20 protein-coding genes and 1 other annotated feature are annotated in these 22,264 nt (G+C 46.2%); of the genes, 12 read left to right on the forward strand and 8 right to left on the reverse strand.

Features of this window, described 5'->3' with window-relative positions:
* Positions 1-34 precede the first annotated feature (34 nt).
* The 10 genes from ACLJRU_RS05420 (at position 35) to wzzB (ending at position 12,898) form a co-directional block, all read left to right on the forward strand.
* Positions 35-1,036, forward strand: a complete 1,002-nt coding sequence (locus ACLJRU_RS05420; protein ID WP_109177088.1) for an EpsG family protein — start codon at positions 35-37, stop codon at positions 1,034-1,036.
* Complete coding sequence (locus ACLJRU_RS05425) at positions 1,036-2,037, forward strand: glycosyltransferase family 1 protein (RefSeq protein WP_000924686.1); 1,002 nt, start codon at positions 1,036-1,038, stop codon at positions 2,035-2,037. The genes ACLJRU_RS05420 and ACLJRU_RS05425 overlap by 1 nt, the downstream gene beginning before the upstream one ends.
* Complete coding sequence (locus ACLJRU_RS05430) at positions 2,021-3,028, forward strand: glycosyltransferase (RefSeq protein WP_001536394.1); 1,008 nt, start codon at positions 2,021-2,023, stop codon at positions 3,026-3,028. Before ACLJRU_RS05425 ends, ACLJRU_RS05430 begins: the two co-directional genes overlap by 17 nt.
* Positions 3,015-4,214 carry a glycosyltransferase gene (locus ACLJRU_RS05435; RefSeq protein WP_023235049.1) on the forward strand — a complete coding sequence of 400 codons (1,200 nt, stop codon included), beginning with the start codon at positions 3,015-3,017 and terminating at the stop codon, positions 4,212-4,214. Before ACLJRU_RS05430 ends, ACLJRU_RS05435 begins: the two co-directional genes overlap by 14 nt.
* Positions 4,211-5,629: a mannose-1-phosphate guanylyltransferase/mannose-6-phosphate isomerase gene (locus ACLJRU_RS05440; RefSeq protein ID WP_000632420.1), complete on the forward strand. Its 1,419-nt coding sequence runs from the start codon at positions 4,211-4,213 to the stop codon at positions 5,627-5,629. The genes ACLJRU_RS05435 and ACLJRU_RS05440 overlap by 4 nt, the downstream gene beginning before the upstream one ends.
* Positions 5,630-5,643: 14 nt before the next feature.
* Positions 5,644-7,014, forward strand: a complete 1,371-nt coding sequence (gene cpsG / locus ACLJRU_RS05445) for a colanic acid biosynthesis phosphomannomutase CpsG (RefSeq protein ID WP_023235047.1) — start codon at positions 5,644-5,646, stop codon at positions 7,012-7,014.
* 285 nt (positions 7,015-7,299) lie between these two features.
* A complete protein-coding gene (locus tag ACLJRU_RS05450) occupies positions 7,300-8,826 on the forward strand; it encodes a hypothetical protein (RefSeq protein ID WP_001540366.1) in 1,527 nt (508 codons plus the stop codon).
* 136 nt (positions 8,827-8,962) lie between these two features.
* A complete protein-coding gene (gndA, locus tag ACLJRU_RS05455; protein ID WP_023235046.1) occupies positions 8,963-10,369 on the forward strand; it encodes an NADP-dependent phosphogluconate dehydrogenase in 1,407 nt (468 codons plus the stop codon).
* 236 nt (positions 10,370-10,605) lie between these two features.
* On the forward strand, positions 10,606-11,772 hold the full coding sequence (gene ugd / locus ACLJRU_RS05460) for a UDP-glucose 6-dehydrogenase (RefSeq protein WP_000704826.1): 1,167 nt from the start codon (positions 10,606-10,608) through the stop codon (positions 11,770-11,772).
* A 142-nt stretch (positions 11,773-11,914) separates the two neighbouring features.
* A complete protein-coding gene (wzzB, locus tag ACLJRU_RS05465) occupies positions 11,915-12,898 on the forward strand; it encodes an LPS O-antigen chain length determinant protein WzzB (protein WP_023235045.1) in 984 nt (327 codons plus the stop codon).
* Between the two features lie 80 nt (positions 12,899-12,978).
* Here the strand turns inward: wzzB and hisIE are convergent, their stop codons facing one another.
* The 8 genes from hisIE to hisG all read right to left on the reverse strand — a co-directional run bounded on the left by hisIE (position 12,979) and on the right by hisG (position 20,115).
* Entirely contained in the window at positions 12,979-13,590 is a 612-nt protein-coding gene (gene hisIE, locus ACLJRU_RS05470; RefSeq protein ID WP_000954852.1) for a bifunctional phosphoribosyl-AMP cyclohydrolase/phosphoribosyl-ATP diphosphatase HisIE, read from the reverse strand.
* Entirely contained in the window at positions 13,584-14,360 is a 777-nt protein-coding gene (gene hisF, locus ACLJRU_RS05475) for an imidazole glycerol phosphate synthase subunit HisF (RefSeq protein WP_000880128.1), read from the reverse strand. The genes hisIE and hisF overlap by 7 nt, the downstream gene beginning before the upstream one ends.
* Positions 14,342-15,079, reverse strand: a complete 738-nt coding sequence (gene hisA, locus ACLJRU_RS05480) for a 1-(5-phosphoribosyl)-5-[(5-phosphoribosylamino)methylideneamino]imidazole-4-carboxamide isomerase (RefSeq protein ID WP_187790674.1) — start codon at positions 15,077-15,079, stop codon at positions 14,342-14,344. Before hisA ends, hisF begins: the two co-directional genes overlap by 19 nt.
* Positions 15,079-15,669 carry an imidazole glycerol phosphate synthase subunit HisH gene (hisH, locus tag ACLJRU_RS05485; protein ID WP_001103591.1) on the reverse strand — a complete coding sequence of 197 codons (591 nt, stop codon included), beginning with the start codon at positions 15,667-15,669 and terminating at the stop codon, positions 15,079-15,081. Before hisH ends, hisA begins: the two co-directional genes overlap by 1 nt.
* The gene (hisB, locus tag ACLJRU_RS05490; RefSeq protein WP_001540361.1) at positions 15,669-16,736 is read right to left on the reverse strand and encodes a bifunctional histidinol-phosphatase/imidazoleglycerol-phosphate dehydratase HisB; all 1,068 of its coding nucleotides are present in this window, start codon (positions 16,734-16,736) and stop codon (positions 15,669-15,671) included. The genes hisH and hisB overlap by 1 nt, the downstream gene beginning before the upstream one ends.
* The gene (gene hisC / locus ACLJRU_RS05495) at positions 16,733-17,812 is read right to left on the reverse strand and encodes a histidinol-phosphate transaminase (protein ID WP_000102714.1); all 1,080 of its coding nucleotides are present in this window, start codon (positions 17,810-17,812) and stop codon (positions 16,733-16,735) included. The genes hisB and hisC overlap by 4 nt, the downstream gene beginning before the upstream one ends.
* On the reverse strand, positions 17,809-19,113 hold the full coding sequence (gene hisD / locus ACLJRU_RS05500; RefSeq protein WP_000009632.1) for a histidinol dehydrogenase: 1,305 nt from the start codon (positions 19,111-19,113) through the stop codon (positions 17,809-17,811). Before hisD ends, hisC begins: the two co-directional genes overlap by 4 nt.
* A gap of 102 nt (positions 19,114-19,215) precedes the next feature.
* Positions 19,216-20,115 (reverse strand): ATP phosphoribosyltransferase, encoded by a 900-nt coding sequence (gene hisG / locus ACLJRU_RS05505; protein ID WP_000886603.1) that lies wholly within the window; start codon positions 20,113-20,115, stop codon positions 19,216-19,218.
* A gap of 46 nt (positions 20,116-20,161) precedes the next feature.
* Positions 20,162-20,285: a sequence feature (His leader region), on the reverse strand.
* Positions 20,286-20,464: 179 nt separating this feature from the next.
* Between hisG and ACLJRU_RS05510 the strand changes: the two genes are divergently transcribed.
* Together ACLJRU_RS05510 and ACLJRU_RS05515 are read left to right on the forward strand one after the other, a co-directional pair.
* Positions 20,465-21,289, forward strand: coding sequence for an SDR family oxidoreductase (locus tag ACLJRU_RS05510; RefSeq protein WP_000754712.1), 825 nt, complete (start codon positions 20,465-20,467; stop codon positions 21,287-21,289).
* Positions 21,290-21,334: 45 nt separating this feature from the next.
* A complete protein-coding gene (locus tag ACLJRU_RS05515; RefSeq protein WP_000803316.1) occupies positions 21,335-22,249 on the forward strand; it encodes a LysR family transcriptional regulator in 915 nt (304 codons plus the stop codon).
* Positions 22,250-22,264: the final 15 nt, after the last annotated feature.

Consider the following 22,264-nt stretch of genomic DNA (forward strand, 5'->3'; position numbering starts at 1 on the left):
TGTTAAGAATAAAAATATAAAAATTTACGCCTTGATGCTAAGTTTTTTATTTCTTGTCTCGTTTTGTTCTTTACGTTGGCAGACTGGTACTGATTGGCTCCCCTATTACGATGATTTCATGAGTCCAGGGAATCGACATGACTTTGAAATCGGGTATGTATTATACGTCAAATTAATAAGATATTTGACAGATAATTATACATTGTTTCTATTCACTACATCAATTATTCCTATCGCGTTAATATTCTGGGGATGCCTGAAAACACAAAAAAATATATCATTAACTATTCTGTCTGTTTGTGTTTTTTATAGTTATTATTATCTGGGGTCTTTTTTTGGGGCCGAAAGAAGAATTATTGCAATTGGGTTATCTTTTTTCGCTTTAATCCAATATAAAAGTAATAAAAAGGTGCAATCGCTTATTCTTATTCTATGTGCGTCGACATTTCATATCTCGTCTTTAGTTACCTTATCTGTTTTTTTAATCAATAAGTTATCTTTAAACTTATATAAAATATTACTTGTGCTTGGTGCCATTCTATCATTGCCTTTGTCACATTATTTATCAGATATAATTTCTTCCGTTATTAGTCTAATTCCTGTCGAAATTGTTCGCTATAAACTCACTGTTTATACTCAAAATGCACAAGAATATGGGTCCATAAGTATATCTGGAATTTTAAAAAGGGTGGTAATTTCTGCTATTTTTATTTACACATTATCTTTTGATATAAAAAATAATAAGGCAAATTTATTTTTGGTAAAAACATATTTATTTGGAACTATCATATATTTATTTTTATCTCCGATCTCAGCCATGTTCTCAGTAATTAGTATATATTTTACTATAGTCGAAATATTGTTGATTCCTGCAGTATTAGTGCGTGTAGGAATTTTTACACGGATTCCTGCTCTGATTTTTATAGTGATTTTTTATTTTGGCTATCAAGTTTACTCTATACTAGGGTCTTATCCTGAACTTTTCTATCCTTACATATCGGTATTTTCAGAAATTCAGCGTCAAGGTATTTACTAATGTTATTAATATATACGGGTTCGTATCCAGATGATAAATGTGGAGTAGGTGATTATGTTTATAATCTAAACCAAGAAATTAAAAAGAATTATACAGTTAACGTTGTCAAACTATCCTTATTCGAATTAATCTATAAAATAGTTTCTAATAGAAAAATTATCAAACTTATTAATATTCAATATCCATCGATTGGATTTTCGACAAACAAAATTGCGGCTTTTAAACCTCATGTTGCATTTATCTTAGCTAAGTTAGTTGGCTTAAAAACATCGATAACGCTACACGAATTTAGTAGTTTATCAAAGAGAGCTCAATATTTCCTAAAAATTTTTAAGCTTGCTGATTATATAATCTTTACAACTCAGTATGAGAAGAATATAGGTGAAAAAACATTATTTAATTCTGCAAAAACAAGACTAATTCCTATCGCATCTAACATACCTTCTTGCCAAAAGAAAGAAAAAAAATTTGATCTTGTTCATTTTGGTATAATTTCCAAAGGAAAGGGAATAGAAGAATTTATCTGGATTATTAAAGAACTTAATAAGAAAAATATTAAATTCCGCTCTGCCTTGATTGGTTATGTTCCTAGTGCTGACAATAGTTATGCCAATTTAATTATAGAACAGTGTACAGAACAAAAGTGCGAGTTACTTTTAAATAAATCAGCAGCCGAAATATCAAATCTGCTAGCTGAAACTGACATGGCTATATTACCATATCCCGATGGCATCTCAGAACGGAGAGGTACTGCCCTTGCTGCGATGATTAATCGAGTATTAGTATTTTCCCTAAGGGGGCAGTTTTCGTCTGAATTTGAAAATATTGCCGTATTAGGGAACGATAAAAATGATCTTTTGAGTAAGGTTTTATATTATATAAATAATACAGATAGCTTTGCCAAAATTAATGATAGTGCCTATGAGTACTCTGAAAAAAGAAATTGGCAGTCGATCGCTCAACTGTATATAGGACTAATAAACAATGATAGTAATAAATAATTATTTTAGTGGTGTTTTAAAAAGAGGAATACCAATTTATACTGAAGAGTTAGTTCTTCAAATGAAAAAGGACTCTATGCAAGTCTGTGAATTAACTTGTCCAAAAGTCCTATACCCTTTACCTGCTTTTATACATAATTTTTTATTCATATTCTATGAACAAATACTTACTCCGCTTATTGGACTTATATTAAAGTCAAAATTTAATATCTATCCATATAATAGTACATCAATTATAGACGCGTACTTGGGTAAATCAGTGGTTATTATTCATGATCTAATAAGCTTAAGAAAAAAGAACCATTCTTTATCCGCGAAATATGTGTCATATTGTATGCTCAAAGCATCACAATTAAAAGCCGATTATATATATATATCAAAAACAACTAAGCGTGTTATAGATAGCATTGAACTCTTTAAAAATTGTAAAGGCTATTATTTCCCAAACACATTTTTTCGTTTCGAGGAAATTGCGAAAAAAAATACGATTCTTGATCTTGGATATATATTATTGGTAACAGGGGTGGGTGATAATAAAGATCTCGATGGTGCTTTGAAATTATATTCATCTATTAGCAAGGATGAACGATTGCCGCTTAAAATATTAGGCTGTGGAAATGCCATAGAGAGGGTAAAAAAAATAATTGATGACCATAGAGTCCAAAGTGAAATTGAAGTTATTCCTTTCCTGGATCTTGATGATGTTGTAAGTCTTTATTGTAACTCTACCTTTATTTGGGCACATTCGAAATATGAGGGTTATGGAAGAGCTGTAGCAGAGGCTAAGTTGTCCCATAAAAAGATTTTATGTACACAAATATCAGCCTTTATGGAACAAAAAGATGAAAATGTATATCTTTATACTAATCAAAATGACTTTCACATCCAATATAAAGCGGTGTTAGCTAGCAAGTATAAAGATATCCATGGACAATTGATAGAACATGAAATTTTTAAATCCCAACTCGAGTTTTTATATGGAAAAAAGTAAAATACTCATCCTCACCCCACGATTTCCGTATCCAGTGGTAGGAGGGGATAGGTTAAGGATATATCGCATTTGTAAGGAATTGTCTAAATACTACACATTAGATTTGCTAAGTCTATGCGATAGTATCGAAGACTTAAATTTTATAGTAAAAAATGATCACGTCTTTGATAAAATTTTCCGGATCTATCATCCTAAAATAAAAAGTTATTTTAATGTATTAAAAGCATTACCTGGTAGAAAACCACTTCAGATAGCTTATTATAAAAATACTGAATTTGAAAATAAACTTAATGAGATAATTGGGAATTATGATTTGACTCTTTCTCATCTCATTCGTGTTGGTGATTACACTTTAAATAAGCCTGGCTTGCATATTCTTGAAATGACTGATGCAATTTCCTTAAATTATTCGCGTATAAAAAAAGAAGCTCCGAAAAATTCTTTAAAAAGCATCATTTACTCTATCGAACAAGAGCGATTATTAAAATATGAAAAAGAAGTTTATGGCCGCTATTCACTCATATCGTTAATATCAGAGGTTGACAAAAAATTCCTTTTTGGGAATAGGAATGATAACATTTTGGTTTGTAATAATGGAGTTGATCTTGAGGATTATCCTTTTACAAAGAGAGCCATTGAAAATACCAATATAATTAATCTTATTTTTATTGGGAACTTGTGTTCATTCCAAAATTTTGACGGAGTGAAATGGTTCGTAAAAAATATTCTACCATCAATAAATAAAAATAATAACGGTAAGCAATATATTTTCCACATTTTAGGTAAAATAAACAAAAGTGATAAACTATATTTACAAGGTTTTGAAAATGTTGTGGTGAGTGGCAGCGTTACAAATATGGCTGATGCGGCTAAAATAGGACATATCGGGATTTGCCCAGTTCGGTTTGGTGCAGGTGTACAAAATAAAATATTAGAATATATGGCTCTTGGACTTCCAACTATCACATCCCGAATGGGTTATGAGGGTATAGAAGCAAATATTGGTGAAGAGATATTAATTGCTGATAATAGTGATGAGTACTTGAAGTCGTTAGAAACTTTGAGTGAAAATTCTGTATATCAAATGATTGCTAAGAATGCGCGAAATTTTGTTGCGGAGAAATTTAATTGGTCAACGCGTTTATCAGTTTTGGTGAAAAATATTGAGAGGTTAACAGGAAAATGATTACACCAATAATTATGGCTGGGGGAAATGGAAGTCGGTTATGGCCACTTTCTCGAACGTTATATCCTAAACAGTTTTTATGTTTAGATGGCTCTCAAAGTATGCTTCAGACCACAATTACGCGAATTAATAATTTGAATGCTTCAGATCCTATTGTTATTTGTAATGAGCAGCACAGGTTTATTGTTGCAGAACAGCTTAAAGAATTATCTAAATCATCTGGCGATATAATTTTAGAACCTGTTGGACGTAACACGGCCCCTGCAGTAGCCTTGGCAGCTTTAAAATGCCTTAAGAAAAACGCTTTACTGTTAGTATTGGCTGCTGACCATATAATTAAGGACGAAGAAACGTTTTGTAAGACTATACAAGACGCTAGAAAATATGCCGAAGCAGGAAAATTAGTTACGTTTGGTATTGTACCTACCATGCCAGAGACAGGTTATGGTTATATACGGCGTGGGCAAGCTCTTTTCTCTGCAGAAAATGATTGTTCTTTGGCGTTTAGGGTGGCTGAATTTGTCGAAAAACCCAATCTAGAAACGGCTCAGAGTTATCTTGATTCTGGTGAGTATTACTGGAACAGCGGTATGTTTTTATTTAGGGCAGATCGATATATTGAAGAGTTAAAAAAATTTCGCCCTGATATTTATAAAGCTTGCTCATTAGCGATGGAATCTGCTGTTACGGATCTCGATTTTATTCGAGTGGATGAAGATTCATTTTGCGCTTGCCCGGATGAATCAATTGATTATGCAGTGATGGAAAAGACGAATGACGCGGTTGTCGTACCTTTAAATGCGGGTTGGAGTGATGTCGGTTCGTGGTCTTCTCTTTGGGAGATAAGTGATAAAGATAGTAATGGTAATGTGACTAAAGGCGATGTATTAAGCCACAATGCAGATAATTGCTATCTCCATGCAGAAACGGGTTTGGTAACCGCTGTTGGTGTCAAAGATCTTATAGTCGTGCAAACGAAAGATGCCGTTTTAGTTGCAAACACAAACTGTGTTCAAGATGTTAAGAAAATTGTTGAGAAAATTAAATTAGAAAATCGTCATGAGCATATAACTCATCGGGAAGTTTATAGACCATGGGGTAAATACGATTCAATCGATTTCGGTGAGCGTTATCAGGTAAAGAGAATCACTGTAAAACCCGGAGAAGGAATTTCAGAGCAGCAACATTATCATCGCGCGGAACACTGGATTATCGTTGCAGGTACCGCAAAAATAACCATAAAAGGTGAAGTGAAAATTTTAACTGAAAATGAATCCGTATATATTCCTGTCGGTGTTAAGCACTGCCTTGAAAACCCAGGGAAAATTGCACTTGAACTTATTGAAGTAAGATCCGGCGCATATTTAGGGGAGGATGATATTGTTCGTTTTTCAGATAAGTATGGTCGTAATTAAGGAATAACGTAATAATGAATAATTTAACTTGTTTTAAGGCCTACGACATTCGCGGCAGGCTGGGCGAAGAGCTCAATGAAGATATCGCGTGGCGGATTGGCCGCGCCTACGGCGAATATTTAAAACCGAAAACCATCGTGCTGGGCGGCGACGTGCGCCTGACCAGCGAGGCGCTGAAGCTGGCGCTGGCGAAAGGGTTACAGGACGCGGGCGTCGACGTGCTGGATATCGGTATGTCCGGCACCGAAGAGATTTACTTCGCCACCTTCCACCTCGGCGTGGACGGCGGTATTGAGGTGACCGCCAGCCATAACCCGATGGACTACAACGGTATGAAGCTGGTGCGCGAGGGCGCCCGCCCGATAAGCGGCGACACCGGTCTGCGCGACGTTCAGCGTCTGGCGGAAGCGGGCGACTTCCCGCCGGTGAACGAGGCCGCGCGCGGCAGCTACAGACAAATCAGCCTGCGCGACGCCTACATCGACCACCTGCTCGGCTATATCAGTGTTAACAATCTCACCCCGCTGAAGCTGGTGGTGAATTCCGGCAATGGGGCGGCGGGGCCGGTCATTGACGCCATCGAAGCGCGTCTGAAGGCGCTGGGCGCGCCGGTGGAGTTCATCAAAATCCACAACACCCCGGACGGCACCTTCCCGAACGGCATTCCCAACCCGTTGCTGCCGGAGTGTCGCGACGACACCCGCAAGGCCGTTATTGAACACGGGGCGGACATGGGCATCGCCTTTGACGGCGACTTCGACCGCTGCTTCCTGTTCGATGAGAAAGGGCAGTTTATCGAGGGGTACTACATCGTCGGGCTGCTGGCGGAAGCGTTTCTGGAAAAACACCCGGGGGCGAAGATTATCCACGACCCGCGCCTGACCTGGAACACGGAGGCAGTGGTGGCGGCGGCGGGCGGGACGCCGGTGATGTCAAAAACCGGGCACGCCTTTATCAAGGAGCGGATGCGTACGGAGGATGCCATTTATGGTGGGGAAATGAGCGCGCATCACTATTTTCGTGATTTTGCCTACTGCGACAGCGGGATGATCCCGTGGCTGCTGGTGGCGGAGCTGGTGTGCCTGAAGAGACAGTCGCTGGGTGAGCTGGTTCGCGACCGGATGGCGGCGTTCCCGGCGAGCGGGGAAATCAACAGCAGGCTGGCGGAGCCGGCGGCGGCCATCGCGCGGGTGGAAGCGCACTTTGCGGAAGAGGCGCAGGCAGTGGACCGCACGGACGGCCTCAGCATGTCATTCCCGGACTGGCGTTTCAACCTGCGCTCGTCGAACACCGAACCGGTGGTGCGCCTGAATGTGGAATCACGCGGCGATATTCCGCTGATGGAAGTGCGAACGAAAGAAATTCTTCAGCTACTCAATTCATAAAAAGCAGCCCTTCTTTATGGAGGGCTAACTTTTCGGATATTCTCTAACCAATTCGTAGTATAAAGCCAATAAATATTAAGTGTGTTTGATTGTTGTTGGTTTCCATTTCTAATAGATATAAGGCTTTCGCTATGTTCTTTTCGGACAGTATAAATAATCATTGATATGATTATTTATTTTACCTTCCTGGTAATATTAATTATTATGGGGCTAATAATAATTGATGTAATCCTGTAACTTCCCACGAATATTTATTTACTTTAAGTTTACATCCGGAAAGTAAAAATGCGAACTATAAAAGCGATTAACAACTTTAAAGTTGATTTATTTATTACTTTTTTTCTTATTGCGCTAGGATTTTATCTTCGAACTATATTTGTCTCTAAGATGGGCGCTGATTTAACAGGTGTGATGTTGTTATTTACACAACTGACTGCTTATTTAAATCTCGCCGAGCTTGGCATAGGGGTAGCTGCGGCAAGCCTTTTATACAAGCCGCTGAGTGAGGGGGATTATGCAAAAATAAAATACTTAACTTTATTGCTGTCTACAATCTATAGATATATCTCGTTTTTAGTTTTATTGATAGGTATAGTAATTGGCTTTGGTATTTACTTTTTCATCGATTCTGTTAATGCAGTAAGTCACGTTTTTATTTATTGGGCATTTTTTGTAATAAATACATCTTTAACTTATTCTTATGCAAAGCATTCAACTCTATTAACTGCAAATCAGCAATATTCAGTAGTCCGTAAAATACAGGGTGGCGGGAAAATATTAATTATTGCGCTGCAAATATTGCTATTAGTCACCACACATAATTTCTTACTCTATTTGCTCGTTGAAACTATTGGCGTGATAGTACAGTATTTTATATTTAAAAATATTATTAATAACGACATCCATTTTAAGGTAGTTCCACAATCTATTAGCGATGATGAAAAAACAACATTAAAAAATGAATTAAAAATAAAAATAAAAAACATGTTTTTTCATAAGATTGGTGGTGTGTTAGTTTTAAATACTGATTATTTGCTAGTTTCAAAATTTCTTAATTTAAGCTACGTCACGATTTATGGAAGTTATATGATGGTCTTCCAGGTTGTGACTGTGCTTATGTCCAGTTTTGTTAATGCTATTACAGCTAGTGTGGGTAATTTTTTAATCAATCAAAATGATGATGAAGTTACCAGTATTGCAAAGCAATTTAACACAGTATTTATAGCATTGGCTACCTTCATTTCTTTGAATATGTATTTTTTGGTTAATGACTTTATTACCAGCTGGATAGGCGAAAAATTCATACTAGGTAATGGTATTGTTATATTAATGCTTGTTAATGTATTTATAAGTGTCATTAGAATTCCTTGTGATATTTTTAAAAACGCAACTGGTTTTTTTGGGGATGTATATTATCCTTTGCTTGAGGGAGTGGTTAATTTATTTTTTTCCGCGCTCCTGGCTTTTTATATTGGTCTTCCCGGTATTATTATTGGCACGATTATATCTAATGTATTAATTACATTAATTGCAAAGCCATTATATCTATATGGTAAAATGTTTGGTAGATTTAATGCATTAAAAAAGTACTTGTCATTTGTACTGAAACCTTTAATATTCTCATTTGTTATTTTGGCTGTTTTTTATTTTACAAGAGAACAAATAATTTTCTTTAAAGTTTCCAACTGGTTTGACTTTATAAGTAAGCTTACTATTGTATCGCTGGTAAGTATGATTATAGTTTTTGCGGTTTTTTATGCAGATGCTAACTTTAGGTCTTTTGTTAAAAGAATTTTACGCGTGGTATTTTAAGTTAACCAAGCGGGAAAATATCCGCCGAACCACAATGTGCTATTAATGGACAAGTATTTAATATGCTTTACGCTGTAAAATTTGTAGCACATAATGGTGAAATATATGTAACTTCCACACCTGACAGGAGTATGTAATGTCCAAGCAACAGATCGGCGTCGTCGGTATGGCAGTGATGGGGCGCAACCTCGCGCTCAACATCGAAAGCCGTGGTTATACCATCTCCGTTTTCAACCGCTCCCGTGAAAAGACCGAAGAAGTGATTGCCGAGAATCCCGGCAAAAAGCTGGTGCCTTATTACACGGTGAAAGAGTTTGTTGAATCCCTCGAAACGCCTCGTCGTATCCTGTTAATGGTGAAAGCGGGCGCAGGTACTGATGCAGCTATCGATTCGCTGAAACCGTATCTGGAAAAAGGCGATATCATTATTGATGGCGGTAACACCTTCTTCCAGGACACAATCCGTCGCAATCGTGAGCTGTCTGCGGAAGGTTTTAACTTTATCGGTACCGGTGTTTCCGGTGGTGAAGAGGGCGCGCTGAAAGGGCCATCTATCATGCCTGGCGGTCAGAAAGATGCCTATGAACTGGTGGCGCCGATCCTGACGAAGATTGCTGCTGTGGCGGAAGATGGCGAACCGTGCGTGACCTATATCGGCGCCGATGGTGCTGGTCACTACGTCAAGATGGTCCACAATGGTATTGAATATGGCGATATGCAGCTTATCGCTGAAGCTTACTCCCTGCTGAAAGGCGGCCTGAACCTCAGCAATGAAGAGTTGGCGAACACTTTTACCGAGTGGAATAACGGCGAGTTGAGCAGTTATCTGATCGACATCACTAAAGACATCTTCACTAAAAAAGATGAAGACGGAAACTACCTGGTGGATGTCATTCTTGATGAAGCCGCCAACAAAGGGACCGGTAAATGGACCAGCCAGAGCGCGCTGGATCTGGGCGAACCGCTGTCGCTGATTACCGAATCTGTCTTTGCGCGTTACATCTCTTCGTTGAAAGCGCAACGTGTTGCCGCATCTAAAGTGCTCTCCGGGCCGAAAGCGCAACCGGCAGGCGACAAAGCGGAATTTATCGAGAAAGTGCGTCGCGCGCTGTATCTTGGCAAGATCGTCTCCTATGCGCAGGGCTTCTCGCAGCTACGCGCCGCGTCTGATGAATATCATTGGGATCTTAACTACGGCGAGATTGCTAAGATTTTCCGTGCGGGCTGTATCATTCGCGCTCAGTTCCTGCAGAAGATCACTGATGCTTACGCAGAAAACGCTGGTATCGCTAACTTGCTGTTAGCGCCTTACTTCAAGAAAATTGCTGATGAGTACCAGCAGGCGCTGCGAGATGTCGTGGCTTACGCGGTGCAGAACGGCATTCCGGTGCCGACATTCTCTGCGGCAGTGGCCTACTATGACAGCTATCGCGCCGCAGTACTGCCAGCTAACTTAATTCAGGCGCAGCGTGACTACTTTGGTGCGCACACCTATAAACGTACTGATAAAGAAGGCATTTTCCATACCGAGTGGTTGGAATAACTTCTGCAAAAATGTTTAAGCCCGGTTTAATACCGGGCTTTTTTTTATCTCTATTCTTATTGATTTATCGCTTTTGCTTAATATTAACTTAATAATCTGTGTTTATCGTAATGAAGATAATCTGAATTGTTTTCGTCTGCGTTGCACTTTATATACTCAGGCGTTAAAACTTTAATATCTTATCAGGATGCGAAATACATCATGATTCATAATTAAGTTAATTCTGAGAGCGAATAATGAAAATCACGATATCCGGGACGGGTTATGTTGGCTTGTCTAATGGTTTGCTTATTGCACAACATCATGATGTGGTGGCGTTAGACATTGTTCCTTCCCGTGTTGAACTGTTAAATGATCGGATATCTCCGATTGTTGATAAAGAAATTCAGCAATTTTTAAAGGAAGATAACATCAGATTCAGGGCAACGCTGGATAAGTTTGATGCGTACCAGAATGCAGATTACGTCATCATTGCTACGCCTACGGATTACGATCCCAAAACTAACTATTTTAATACGTCCAGTGTGGAATCGGTCATTCAGGATGTGATCAGCATCAACCCCGCAGCAGTGATGATTATTAAGTCTACGGTGCCGGTTGGCTTCACGGCGGCAATGCGTCAGAAGTTTGCGACAGAAAATATCATTTTCTCTCCGGAGTTTTTACGTGAAGGTAAAGCCCTTTACGATAACCTTTATCCCTCCCGTATCGTGATTGGGGAACAGTCTGAGCGCGCCAGAGAATTTGCCGCATTACTCCAGGAAGGCGCTATTAAACAGGAGATTCCAACGCTGTTTACGGACTCCACTGAGGCGGAAGCTATTAAACTTTTCGCCAATACTTATCTCGCTATGCGAGTCGCTTATTTTAATGAATTAGATAGCTATGCTGAAACGTTAGGATTAAATACCCGACAAATTATTGAAGGGGTGTGCCTCGACCCGCGTATTGGCAATCATTATAATAATCCCTCTTTTGGTTATGGCGGATATTGTTTGCCAAAAGATACCAAACAGTTGCTGGCCAATTATCAATCGGTGCCTAATAATATTATCTCCGCTATCGTTGAAGCAAACCGTACGCGTAAAGATTTTATTGCCGACGCTATCCTCGCCAGAAAGCCTAAAGTGGTGGGCATTTATCGCCTGATTATGAAGAGTGGCTCCGATAACTTCCGCGCCTCATCGATTCAGGGGATTATGAAGCGCATTAAAGCGAAAGGCGTAGAGGTCATCATCTATGAGCCGGTAATGGAAGAAGATACTTTCTTTAACTCACGTCTTGAACGTGATTTGTACTGCTTTAAACAGCAGGCGGATGTCATTATTTCCAACAGGATGGCGGCAGAGCTTTTGGATGTTGCTGAAAAAGTGTATACCCGCGATCTTTTCGGTAGTGATTAATAAGGCAATCGGGGCTGATGAGTCCCGATGATTTATTGACCATATGGAAATAATGTCTGATTTTTATCATTAATCCTATGGCATATATTTGCTTTATGACTACACTGTCTCCAGCTTCATCCTTTTTTTAGTTAGGGTATCTATGACAGTGGATAGTAATACGTCTTCCGGGCGTGGGAACGATCCGGAACAGATTGATTTGATTGAGTTATTGCTACAGTTATGGCGTGGGAAGATGACCATTATTGTAGCCGTTATTATCGCCATTTTGCTGGCCGTAGGCTACCTGATGATAGCCAAAGAAAAATGGACATCCACGGCGATTATTACCCAACCTGATGCCGCGCAGGTTGCCACCTATACCAACGCGCTCAACGTCTTGTATGGCGGGAATGCCCCCAAAATCTCTGAAGTGCAGGCGAATTTTATAAGCCGCTTTAGTTCTGCGTTTTCCGCATTATCGGAAGCGCTGGATAATCAGAAAGAGCGGGAAAAGCTCACCATTGAACAGTCGGTAAAGGGGCAGACGCTGCCGCTCTCGGTTTCTTATGTGAGTACTACCGCTGAAGGGGCGCAGCGTCGGCTGGCGGAATATATCCAACAGGTGGATGAAGAGGTTGCTAAGGAACTGGAAGTTGACCTGAAAGATAACATCACGCTGCAAACCAAAACGTTGCAGGAGTCCCTTGAGACGCAGGAAGTTGTGGCGCAGGAACAAAAAGATCTGCGTATTAAGCAAATCGAAGAAGCGTTGCGCTATGCGGATGAGGCCAAAATCACGCAGCCGCAGATTCAGCAAACCCAGGATGTTACCCAGGACACGATGTTCCTGTTGGGGAGCGATGCGCTAAAATCGATGATACAGAACGAAGCGACGCGTCCACTGGTCTTTTCTCCGGCCTATTACCAGACGAAGCAGACACTGCTGGACATTAAAAATCTGAAAGTGACTGCCGATACGGTGCACGTCTATCGTTATGTGATGAAGCCGACGCTGCCGGTCCGTCGCGATAGCCCGAAAACAGCCATTACCCTCGTGCTGGCTGTGTTGCTGGGCGGGATGATCGGCGCCGGGATTGTGCTGGGGCGCAATGCGCTACATAGCTATAAGCCAAAAGCCTTGTAAGCTTCTTTGCCGGATGGTGGTCGGCTTCGAAAGGTAAAATTTCTCATTAAAAAACCGGGCATTGCCCGGTTTTTTTACGCTTATTGATGGCGCTTACGAAGATTGTCGATCACGGTGGTGAGGTTGAGATCCTGATCCTGCAACAGCACCAGCAGGTGGTACATCAAATCAGACGCTTCATTGGTTAATTCAAAACGATCATTGACGGTGGCCGCCAGCGCGGTTTCTACACCTTCTTCGCCAACTTTTTGCGCAATACGTTTGGTACCGCTGGCGTACAGTTTCGCCGTGTAAGAGCTGGCCGGATCGGCGGTTTTGCGCTCTGCCAGTAGCTGCTCCAGTTGATACAGGAATAACCACTGATGGCTGGCGTCGCCAAAGCAACTGCTGGTACCTTTGTGGCAGGTCGGCCCGACAGGGTTTGCCAGCACCAGCAGTGTATCGTTGTCGCAATCCGGCGCAATGCTGACGACATTCAGCACATGGCCTGAGGTTTCGCCTTTGGTCCATAAACGCTGTTTCGTGCGTGAGAAGAACGTAACATGGCCGGATTCAATGGTTTTGTCCAGCGCTTGTTGGTTCATATAGCCCAGCATCAATACTTCGCCGGATACCGCATGTTGCACGATGGCTGGCATCAGGCCATCGGTTTTTTCCCAGTCCAGCTCGCGGCGTTGTTGCTCTGTTAACATATCCTGATCTCCACGCCCTGGCCTGCCAGGTACGCTTTTAATTCGCCAATATTGATGATTTGCTTGTGAAAAACGGAGGCGGCAAGCGCGCCGTCGACATCGGCATCACGGAATGCCTCAAGGAAGTGTTCCATCGTGCCCGCGCCGCCGGAGGCGATCAGCGGCACGCGGCAAACGTCACGGACTTTTTTCAACTGCGTCAGATCGTAACCGTTACGCACGCCGTCCTGGTTCATCATATTCAGGACGATTTCCCCCGCGCCGCGCTGTTGTACCTCTTGCACCCAGTCCAGCGTCTCCCACTGCGTCACGCGGGTACGGTTTTCATTGCCGGTATACTGGTTAACATGGTATTTCCCCGTGGCGTCGTCAAACCAGGTATCAATCCCGACGACAATACACTGTACGCCAAAACGGTCAGCCAGACGGGTAATCAGCGTTGGGTCAGCCAGCGCCGGGGAGTTGATAGAGATCTTATCCGCCCCGAAAGAAAGAATTTTGGCGGCGTCGTCAATTGACCGGATGCCGCCCGCTACACAAAACGGAATGTCGATCACCTCGGCAACGCGCGCCACCCAGCTTTTATCGACTACGCGACCATCGCTGGAGGCGGTAATGTCATAGAACACCAGTTCGTCCGCGCCTTCGTCGGCATAGCGTTTGGCCAGCGGAACGATATCGCCAATGATCTCATGGTTGCGAAACTGTACGCCTTTCACCACCTGACCATCACGAACATCCAGACACGGAATTATACGTTTTGCCAGCATTGGATGGCCTCCTTAACGGTAAATTTCCCTTCCAACAGCGCGCGTCCGACAATCACGCCGCGCACGCCGGTGCCGCGCAGGGCGGCAATATCATCGATATTGCCAATACCGCCGGAGGATTGAAAGGCGATCTGCGGATATCTGGCGCATACCTCTTCATACAGCGACACGTTAGAGCCCGCCAGCGTGCCGTCGCGAGAAATATCGGTACACAGTACATGTTTCAGACCGGCGGGGAGATAGGTCTCCACCAGTTGTTCCAGCGAGACGCCGGAATTTTCCTGCCAGCCGCTAACCGCCACCTGCTTGTTGCCGTGTTCGTCTATGCGAACGTCCAGCGCCAGTACCAGCGCCTGCGCGCCAAAACGTTCAAACCAGCCTTTCACCACGTCAGGGGATTTCACCGCCGTTGAACCGATGACCACACGGGCAACGCCAGCTTTCAGTAATGCCGCAACGTCTTCTTCGGTACGCACGCCGCCGCCGACCTGAACAGGCACGTTCACGCCCGCGACCAGGGTTTTAATCAGCGGTATCTGTCGCTTAGCCGGATCTTTAGCGCCGGTCAGATCTACCAGATGCAGCACCCCGGCGCCCTGGGCGGCGTAATCCTGCAAACGGGGTAGGGGATCGTTACCGTACTCCCGCTGCCGGGCGTAGTCGCCCTGGTGGAGACGCACCACGGTGCCGTCAATTAAATCTAATGCCGGAATAATCATTACATCTCCAGGAAGTTTTTCAGCAACTGTGCGCCCGCCGCGCCCGAACGTTCCGGATGGAACTGTACGCCGAAGAAATTATCTTTCTGTACCGCCGCGGTAAACGGCTCGCCGTAATTGCACTGGGCGATAGTCCACGGGTTGACCGGCATCGCGTAGCTGTGAACAAAGTAAAAATAGGCGCCATCTTCAATGCCCTGAAACAGCCGGTTGCCCGCCTGCGGATACACGCGATTCCAGCCCATGTGCGGCAGCGGCAGACCAAAGTCGGTCATTTTCGGCACGTCTTGTTCGATAATGTTCAGCAGATCCACGCCGCGCGTCTCTTCGCTGCGACGACCCAGCAGTTGCATCCCTAAGCAGATACCCAGTACCGGCTGAGTACACGCTTTAATTAAGTCGATCAGTTCACGTTCGCGCAGTTGATCCATAGCGGCCTGCGCCGTGCCGACGCCGGGCAGAAAGAGTTTGTCAGCGCGTAATACGATTTCCGCTTCGCGGCTGACCACTGGGGTGTAACCGTGGCGCGCCACGGCGGATTTTACCGAGCTTAAATTGGCGCAGCCGGTGTCAAGGATGACGACGTTCATCACAGCACTCCTTTCGAGGACGGTAATGTATCGCCCTCCACGCGAATAGCCTGGCGTAGCGTCCGACCAAAGGCTTTAAACAAACTTTCGACACGGTGGTGATCGTTTTTACCTTTAGTCTTGAGATGCAGAGTGACGCCCATCGTGTAAGAGAGTGAGCGGAAAAAGTGTTCAATCATCTCTGTGCTCAAATCGCCCACACGCTGGTAGGTAAATTCAGCTTTATATTCCAGATGCGGACGACCGGAAATATCCAGCGCGCAGCGCGCCAGACATTCATCCATCGGTAGTACAAAGCCAAAACGGCAGATACCGCGCTTGTCGCCGAGTGCCAGTTTTAATGCCTCACCGAGCGCCAGTCCGGTATCTTCTACCGTGTGGTGATCGTCGATATAGAGATCGCCCTTAACGGCAATCTCCATGCGAAAGCCGCCGTGGGTGGCGATTTGATCGAGCATATGGTCAAAGAAGCCGACGCCGGTATTAATCTTGCTGTTGCCTTCGCGATCCAGACAGACGCTGACATCAATCTGTGTCTCTTTGGTGTTGCGGACCACATGTGCATAGCGATCGCGTTTCGTTAGCTGTTCGCCAATCATCGTCCAGTTCAGCGTTTCACGGTGATAGCGTAAACCAGTAATGCCCATGTTATCAGCGAGCTGGATATCGGTCGCACGATCGCCAATCACATAGCTGTTGGCGCTATCCATTGCTTGTTCCGCAAGATAGCGCTCCACCAGCTTCACTTTGGGCTTGCGGCAGTCGCAGTCGTCTGCGGGCAGGTGAGGGCAGATCAGCACCTCATCAAAGCATACGCCCTGAGAGGTGAAAATCTGCATCATCAGGTTATGCGGTCCGTCGAAGTCCGCCTGCGGGAAGCTTTGCGTGCCAAGTCCATCCTGGTTAGTGATCATCACCAGCTTAAAACCGGCTTTTTGCAGCTTCAGCAATACGGGAATCACCTCTGGCTCAAAGGCCAGTTTATCAAAGCGGTCTACCTGAAAATCGCTTGGCGGTTCGGAAATCAAGGTTCCGTCCCGGTCGATGAAAAGATACTTCTGACTCATACTGGCTCCGCACGTAAGGCGTCAATGACGCGCTGGTTTTCCTGGCGGGTGCCGACCGTAATCCGCAGGCAGCCGCTTAAAGAAGGTTGTTTATTCTGATCGCGTAAGATAATGCCCTGATCCCATAAGGATTTAAACACGTTGCTGGAGGCGGTAAACCGCGCCAGAATATAGTTGGTTTCAGAGTCAAAGACGTGTTCTACGCAGGCGGTCTGTTGCAGGGCATTCACCAGATACTGACGTTCCTGCACTGTCTGCGCCACGCGATCGCGCATTGCGTTTATTCCCTGCGGGCTCAGCGCCTGGGCGGCGATATCCGCCACTGGCGTAGAAAGCGGATAAGGGGCGATCACTTTTAACAGCAGGTTGATCACCTCTTCATTAGCCAGCGTAAAGCCGCAGCGCAGACCCGCCAGCGCAAAAGCTTTCGACAATGTGCGCAGGATAACCAGATGAGGATATTCAACCAGCCAGCCTGTCAGCGTGGCCTGTGGGCAAAACTCAATATAAGCTTCGTCGGCGACGACTATCGCTTTACCGCGTGTCAACTCCAGCAGCGTGCGCAGATCCTGCGGGTTGATAAGTTGCCCGGTGGGGTTATTGGGGCTACAAACGAATACCACTTTTGTGCCGTCAAGGTTGTCGGAAATCCCCTGTAGATCCAGCTGCCAGTTTTCAAGCGCGGGAACCGTCCGGCGCTCTACGCCAATGGTTTCGGCGCTGACGCTGTACATACCGTAAGTGGGCGGACAGTAGAGAATGGCGTCTTTCCCCGGTTCACAGAAGGCGCGGATCACCAGCTCGATCCCTTCATCCGCGCCGCGGCTGACCAGCACCTGCTCCGGCTTTACGCCAGCATATTGCGCGTAGTTTTCAATCACGGCCTTTGGCTGGCATTCCGGGTAGCGGTTAAGCGTTTGTTGGGTGAGCTGAAACTCCACCGCTGTCGGGAATTCATTCGCGTTCAGCCAGACATCGCCGTTACCGCCCAGACGGCGGGCGGACTGATACGGTACCAGGTTGCGGACATTTTCACGGGCTAAGTCAGCGACGCTGAGAGTGTTTTCAGTGCTCATGCTTGCTCCTTGAGGGCGTTTACGCGCAGGGTCACGGCATTTTTATGGGCGGTCAGACGTTCTGCCGCCGCCAATGTTTCAATGGTTGATGCCAGAGCGGAAAAGCCCGCTTTCGACAGTTCCTGAACGGTCATCCGTTTCTGGAAATCCGCTAACCCAAGGCTGGAACAGGTAGCAGTATAGCCATAGGTCGGTAAGACATGGTTGGTTCCGGAAGCGTAATCACCGGCGGATTCCGGCGACCAGTCGCCGAGAAATACCGAGCCTGCGCTGGTAATCGCATCCACCAAATCGCGCGCATTGCGCGTCTGGATGATTAAGTGTTCCGGCCCATACTGATTAGAGATGGCGACGCACTGCGCTAAATCTTTGGTCACAATCAGACGACTGGCGCTCAGGGCCTGCCGGGCGGTGTCCGCGCGCGGCAGTTCCGCCAGTTGACGTTCTACCGCCTCCGCCACCTTGCGGGCAATGTCAGCATCAGGCGTCAGCAGGATCACCTGGGAATCCGGGCCGTGCTCAGCCTGGGAGAGCAGGTCAGAAGCGACGAAATCCGGTGTTGCGCCGCTGTCTGCGATCACCAGTACTTCAGACGGCCCGGCTGGCATATCGATAGCCGCGCCGTCGAGACGCTGGCTGACCTGACGTTTGGCTTCGGTTACAAAGGCGTTGCCGGGGCCAAAAATTTTATCCACTTTCGGTACGGACTCGCTGCCGAAGGCCAGAGCGGCAATCGCCTGCGCGCCGCCGACGTTAAAGATTTCCTGCACGCCACACAGTTGTGCCGCATAGAGGATTTCATCAGCGATGGGCGGCGGCGAGCACAGAACCACGTTCTGACATCCCGCAATGCGCGCCGGCGTTGCCAGCATCAGCACCGTTGAGAAGAGCGGAGCCGAGCCGCCGGGAATATAAAGACCGACAGACGCGACGGGACGCGTAACCTGCTGACAACGTACGCCTGGCTGGGTTTCCACATCTACAGGCGGTAGCGTCTGCGCGGAATGGAACGTTTCAATATTTTTGACGGCAGCGGCCATCGCCTGTTTTAATTCGTCGCTCAGACGCGCGCCGGCGGCGGCGATCTCTTCAGGGGTGACGCGTAGCGCTGTCACTTCTGTTTTATCAAATTTAGCGCTGTATTCACGCAGGGCATCGTCACCGCGCGTTTTTACATTATCCAGAATATCGCTGACCGTCCGGGTAATACTGTCAGAGGCGGAAATCGCCGGACGCGTCAGCAGCGCACGCTGCTGTTCAGGGCTACAGCTGTTCCAGTTAATCAGGGTATTGAAGCTCATGGTCTATACTCCATCACAGGGTTCCGCCTTATCCGGCCTACAGAACCCAAAATAACAACGCATTACGTAGGCCTGATAAGCGCAGCGCCATCAGGCGTCAGATCACTCCATCATCTTCTCGATCGGCAGTACCAGAATCGAGCTGGCGCCAAGCGCTTTCAGTTTCTCCATGGTTTCCCAGAACAGCGTTTCGCTGCTGACCATGTGCATCGCCACGCGCTGTTGCTCGCCCGCCAGCGGCAGAATTGTCGGCCTTTCGGCGCCTGGCAGCAGGGCGATAACCTCTTCCAGGCGTTCACTTGGCGCGTGCATCATGATGTATTTCGATTCGCGCGCCTGAATCACGCCCTGAATACGGGTCAGCAATTTATCGATCAGCTCTTGCTTGCTCTGTGCCATCTCACCGTCGCGCTGAATCAGACAGGCTTTAGAGCGGTAGATAACTTCGACTTCACGCAGGCCGTTAGCTTCAAGCGTCGCGCCGGTAGAGACCAAATCGCAGATAGCGTCGGCCAGCCCCGCGCGCGGCGCGACTTCGACAGAACCATTTAACAGACACGATTTAAAAGAGACGCCTTTCTGGTCGAGGTAGCGTTTGAGGAGGTGCGGATATGAGGTAGCGATACGTTTACCGTCCAGCGCGGCCGGGCCGTCCCAGGCTTCGTCAACCGGTGTTGCCAGCGATAAACGGCAGCCGCCGAAGTCAAGACGGCGCAGGGTTAAATAGCGTGGATCTTCGCCCTGTGCGCGGCGGTTGAGTAGCTCTTCTTCCAGCACGTTCTCGCCGATAATGCCGAGATCGACCACGCCATCCATCACCAGACCCGGAATGTCATCATCACGCACGCGCAGGATATCAATCGGCATGTTTTCCGCCATCGCAATCAGGCGCTGAGTGTGTAAATTAATTTTTATGCCGCAGCGGGCCAGCAATTCTCGTGAATCATCGCTTAAACGGCCTGATTTCTGAATAGCTATGCGTAAGCGGGTGTTGTCTAACATTCTGCGTTCCTCTTTATCCTGTCTGAACCGGTCTGTATCGCGCGCCAAAAAAAAGCCCCCGGAAGATGATCTTCCGGGGGCTTTCTCATGCGTTCATGCACCACTGGAAGATCTGAATGTCTTCCAGCACACATCGCCTGAAAGACTAGTCAGGATGATGGTGGTGTTTAAATTGAACGCGTGTCATAAAAATTCCGATGAATGCTTATTCATTTGATACCTTTTAACCTAAACCACTTTTACGCCTTAAAGCAAGCGCTTTTTTCATTTCGCATTTATAGTATGAATTGTCAGTCACGGCGGGCTGGCGTAGCCTTATGTATAAGGCGTTAAAGTCAGGAGAAAATGGATGAAAAAGGTCGCAATTGTCGGTTTAGGTTGGTTAGGCATGCCGCTGGCAATGTCGCTGGCAGCGAGAGGCTGGCAGGTTACCGGCAGCAAAACCACCCTTGACGGGGTGGAAGCGGCCCGTATGAGTGGAATTGAAAGCTATCCGCTGCGTCTGGAGCCGGAGCTGGTCTGTGAGGCGGACGATCTTGACGCTCTGCTGGATGTCGATGCGCTGGTGATAACACTGCCCGCGCGCCGTAGCGGTCCAGGAGAGGATTTTTATCTGCAGGCGATGCAGGAGCTGGTCGACAGCGCGCTGGCTTATCGTATCCCGCGTATTATTTTTACCAGTTCGACGTCTGTTTACGGCGATGCGCAAGGCGTGGTGAAAGAGAATACGCCGCGTAATCCGGTCACGGCCAGCGGGCGTACCCTGAAGGAACTGGAAGATTGGCTGCATAATCTGCCGGGCACGTCAGTAGATATTCTGCGGCTGGCGGGGTTGGTCGGGCCTGGACGCCATCCCGGACGTTTCTTTGCCGGAAAAACCGCGCCGGATGGTCAACACGGGGTCAATCTGGTGCATCTTGAAGACGTGGTTGGCGCAATTACCCTCTTGCTACAGGCGCCGAAAGGAGGGCACATCTATAATATATGTGCGCCGGCGCATCCAGCCCGCAACGTGTTTTATCCGCAAATGACGCGCTTGCTGGGAATGGCGCCGCCGCATTTTCGTGACGCACCGGACAACGGCAAAGGGAAGATTATCGACGGTAGCCGGATTTGTAATGAGCTGGGATTTGAATATCAATATCCCGATCCGCTGGTGATGCCGATGGAGTGAGTCGCTGTCCAGCAGGTGGTCGCCATATAGCGCAAGGGGACGAGTATGAAACCACTGCTGGACGTTCTGATTATTCTTGATGCGTTAGAAAAAGAAGGCAGCTTCGCGGCGGCGTCGGCAAAATTATTTAAAACGCCGTCCGCCCTCAGTTATACCGTTCATAAGCTGGAAAACGATCTTAATATCCAACTGCTCGACCGTAGCGGGCATCGCGCGCGATTTACGCGAACCGGTAAGATGCTACTGGAAAAAGGCCGTGAAGTGCTGCACACCGTTCGCGAGCTGGAAAAGCAGGCGATTAAACTGCATGAAGGCTGGGAGAACGAACTGGTCATCGGTGTGGATGATACCTTTCCCTTTTCTCTTCTGGCCCCGCTTATCGACGCTTTTTATCAACGCCACAGCGTAACGCGCCTTAAATTTGTTAATGGCGTTCTCGGCGGTTCATGGGAGACGCTGACGCAGGGAAGGGCGGATATTATTGTTGGCGCCATGCGCGCGCCGCCGCCTGACACCGGCTTTGGCTTTGCAAGACTGGGCGATCTTGAACTGGTGTTTGCTGTCGCTCCGCATCATCCGCTGGTTCATGAAGAGGAACCGCTTAGCCGCCAGACGATCAAACGTTTTCGCGCGATTGTGGTTGGCGATAGCGTCCATTCCTCGCGATCAATAGGGTCTGAACTGCTCGACGCTCAGGAAGCGATTACCGTGTTTGATTTTAAAACCAAGCTGGAGCTGCAAATTAGCGGCCTGGGATGCGGCTATTTACCGCGTTATCTGGCGCAGCGATTTTTGGAAAGCGGCGCGCTTATAGAGAAGAAAGTTGTAGCGCAAATCGTCTATGAACCGGTGTGGGTTGGCTGGAATGAACAGACCGCCGGGCTGGCCAGCGGCTGGTGGCGGGATGAAATTTTAGCAAATAATGCTATTGCTGGGGTGTATGCAAAATCGCCGGTTTAAAAATCAATCGCTTAT

Source organism: Salmonella sp. SAL00653, from assembly GCF_046552515.1.
GTDB classification, from domain to species: domain Bacteria; phylum Pseudomonadota; class Gammaproteobacteria; order Enterobacterales; family Enterobacteriaceae; genus Salmonella; species Salmonella enterica.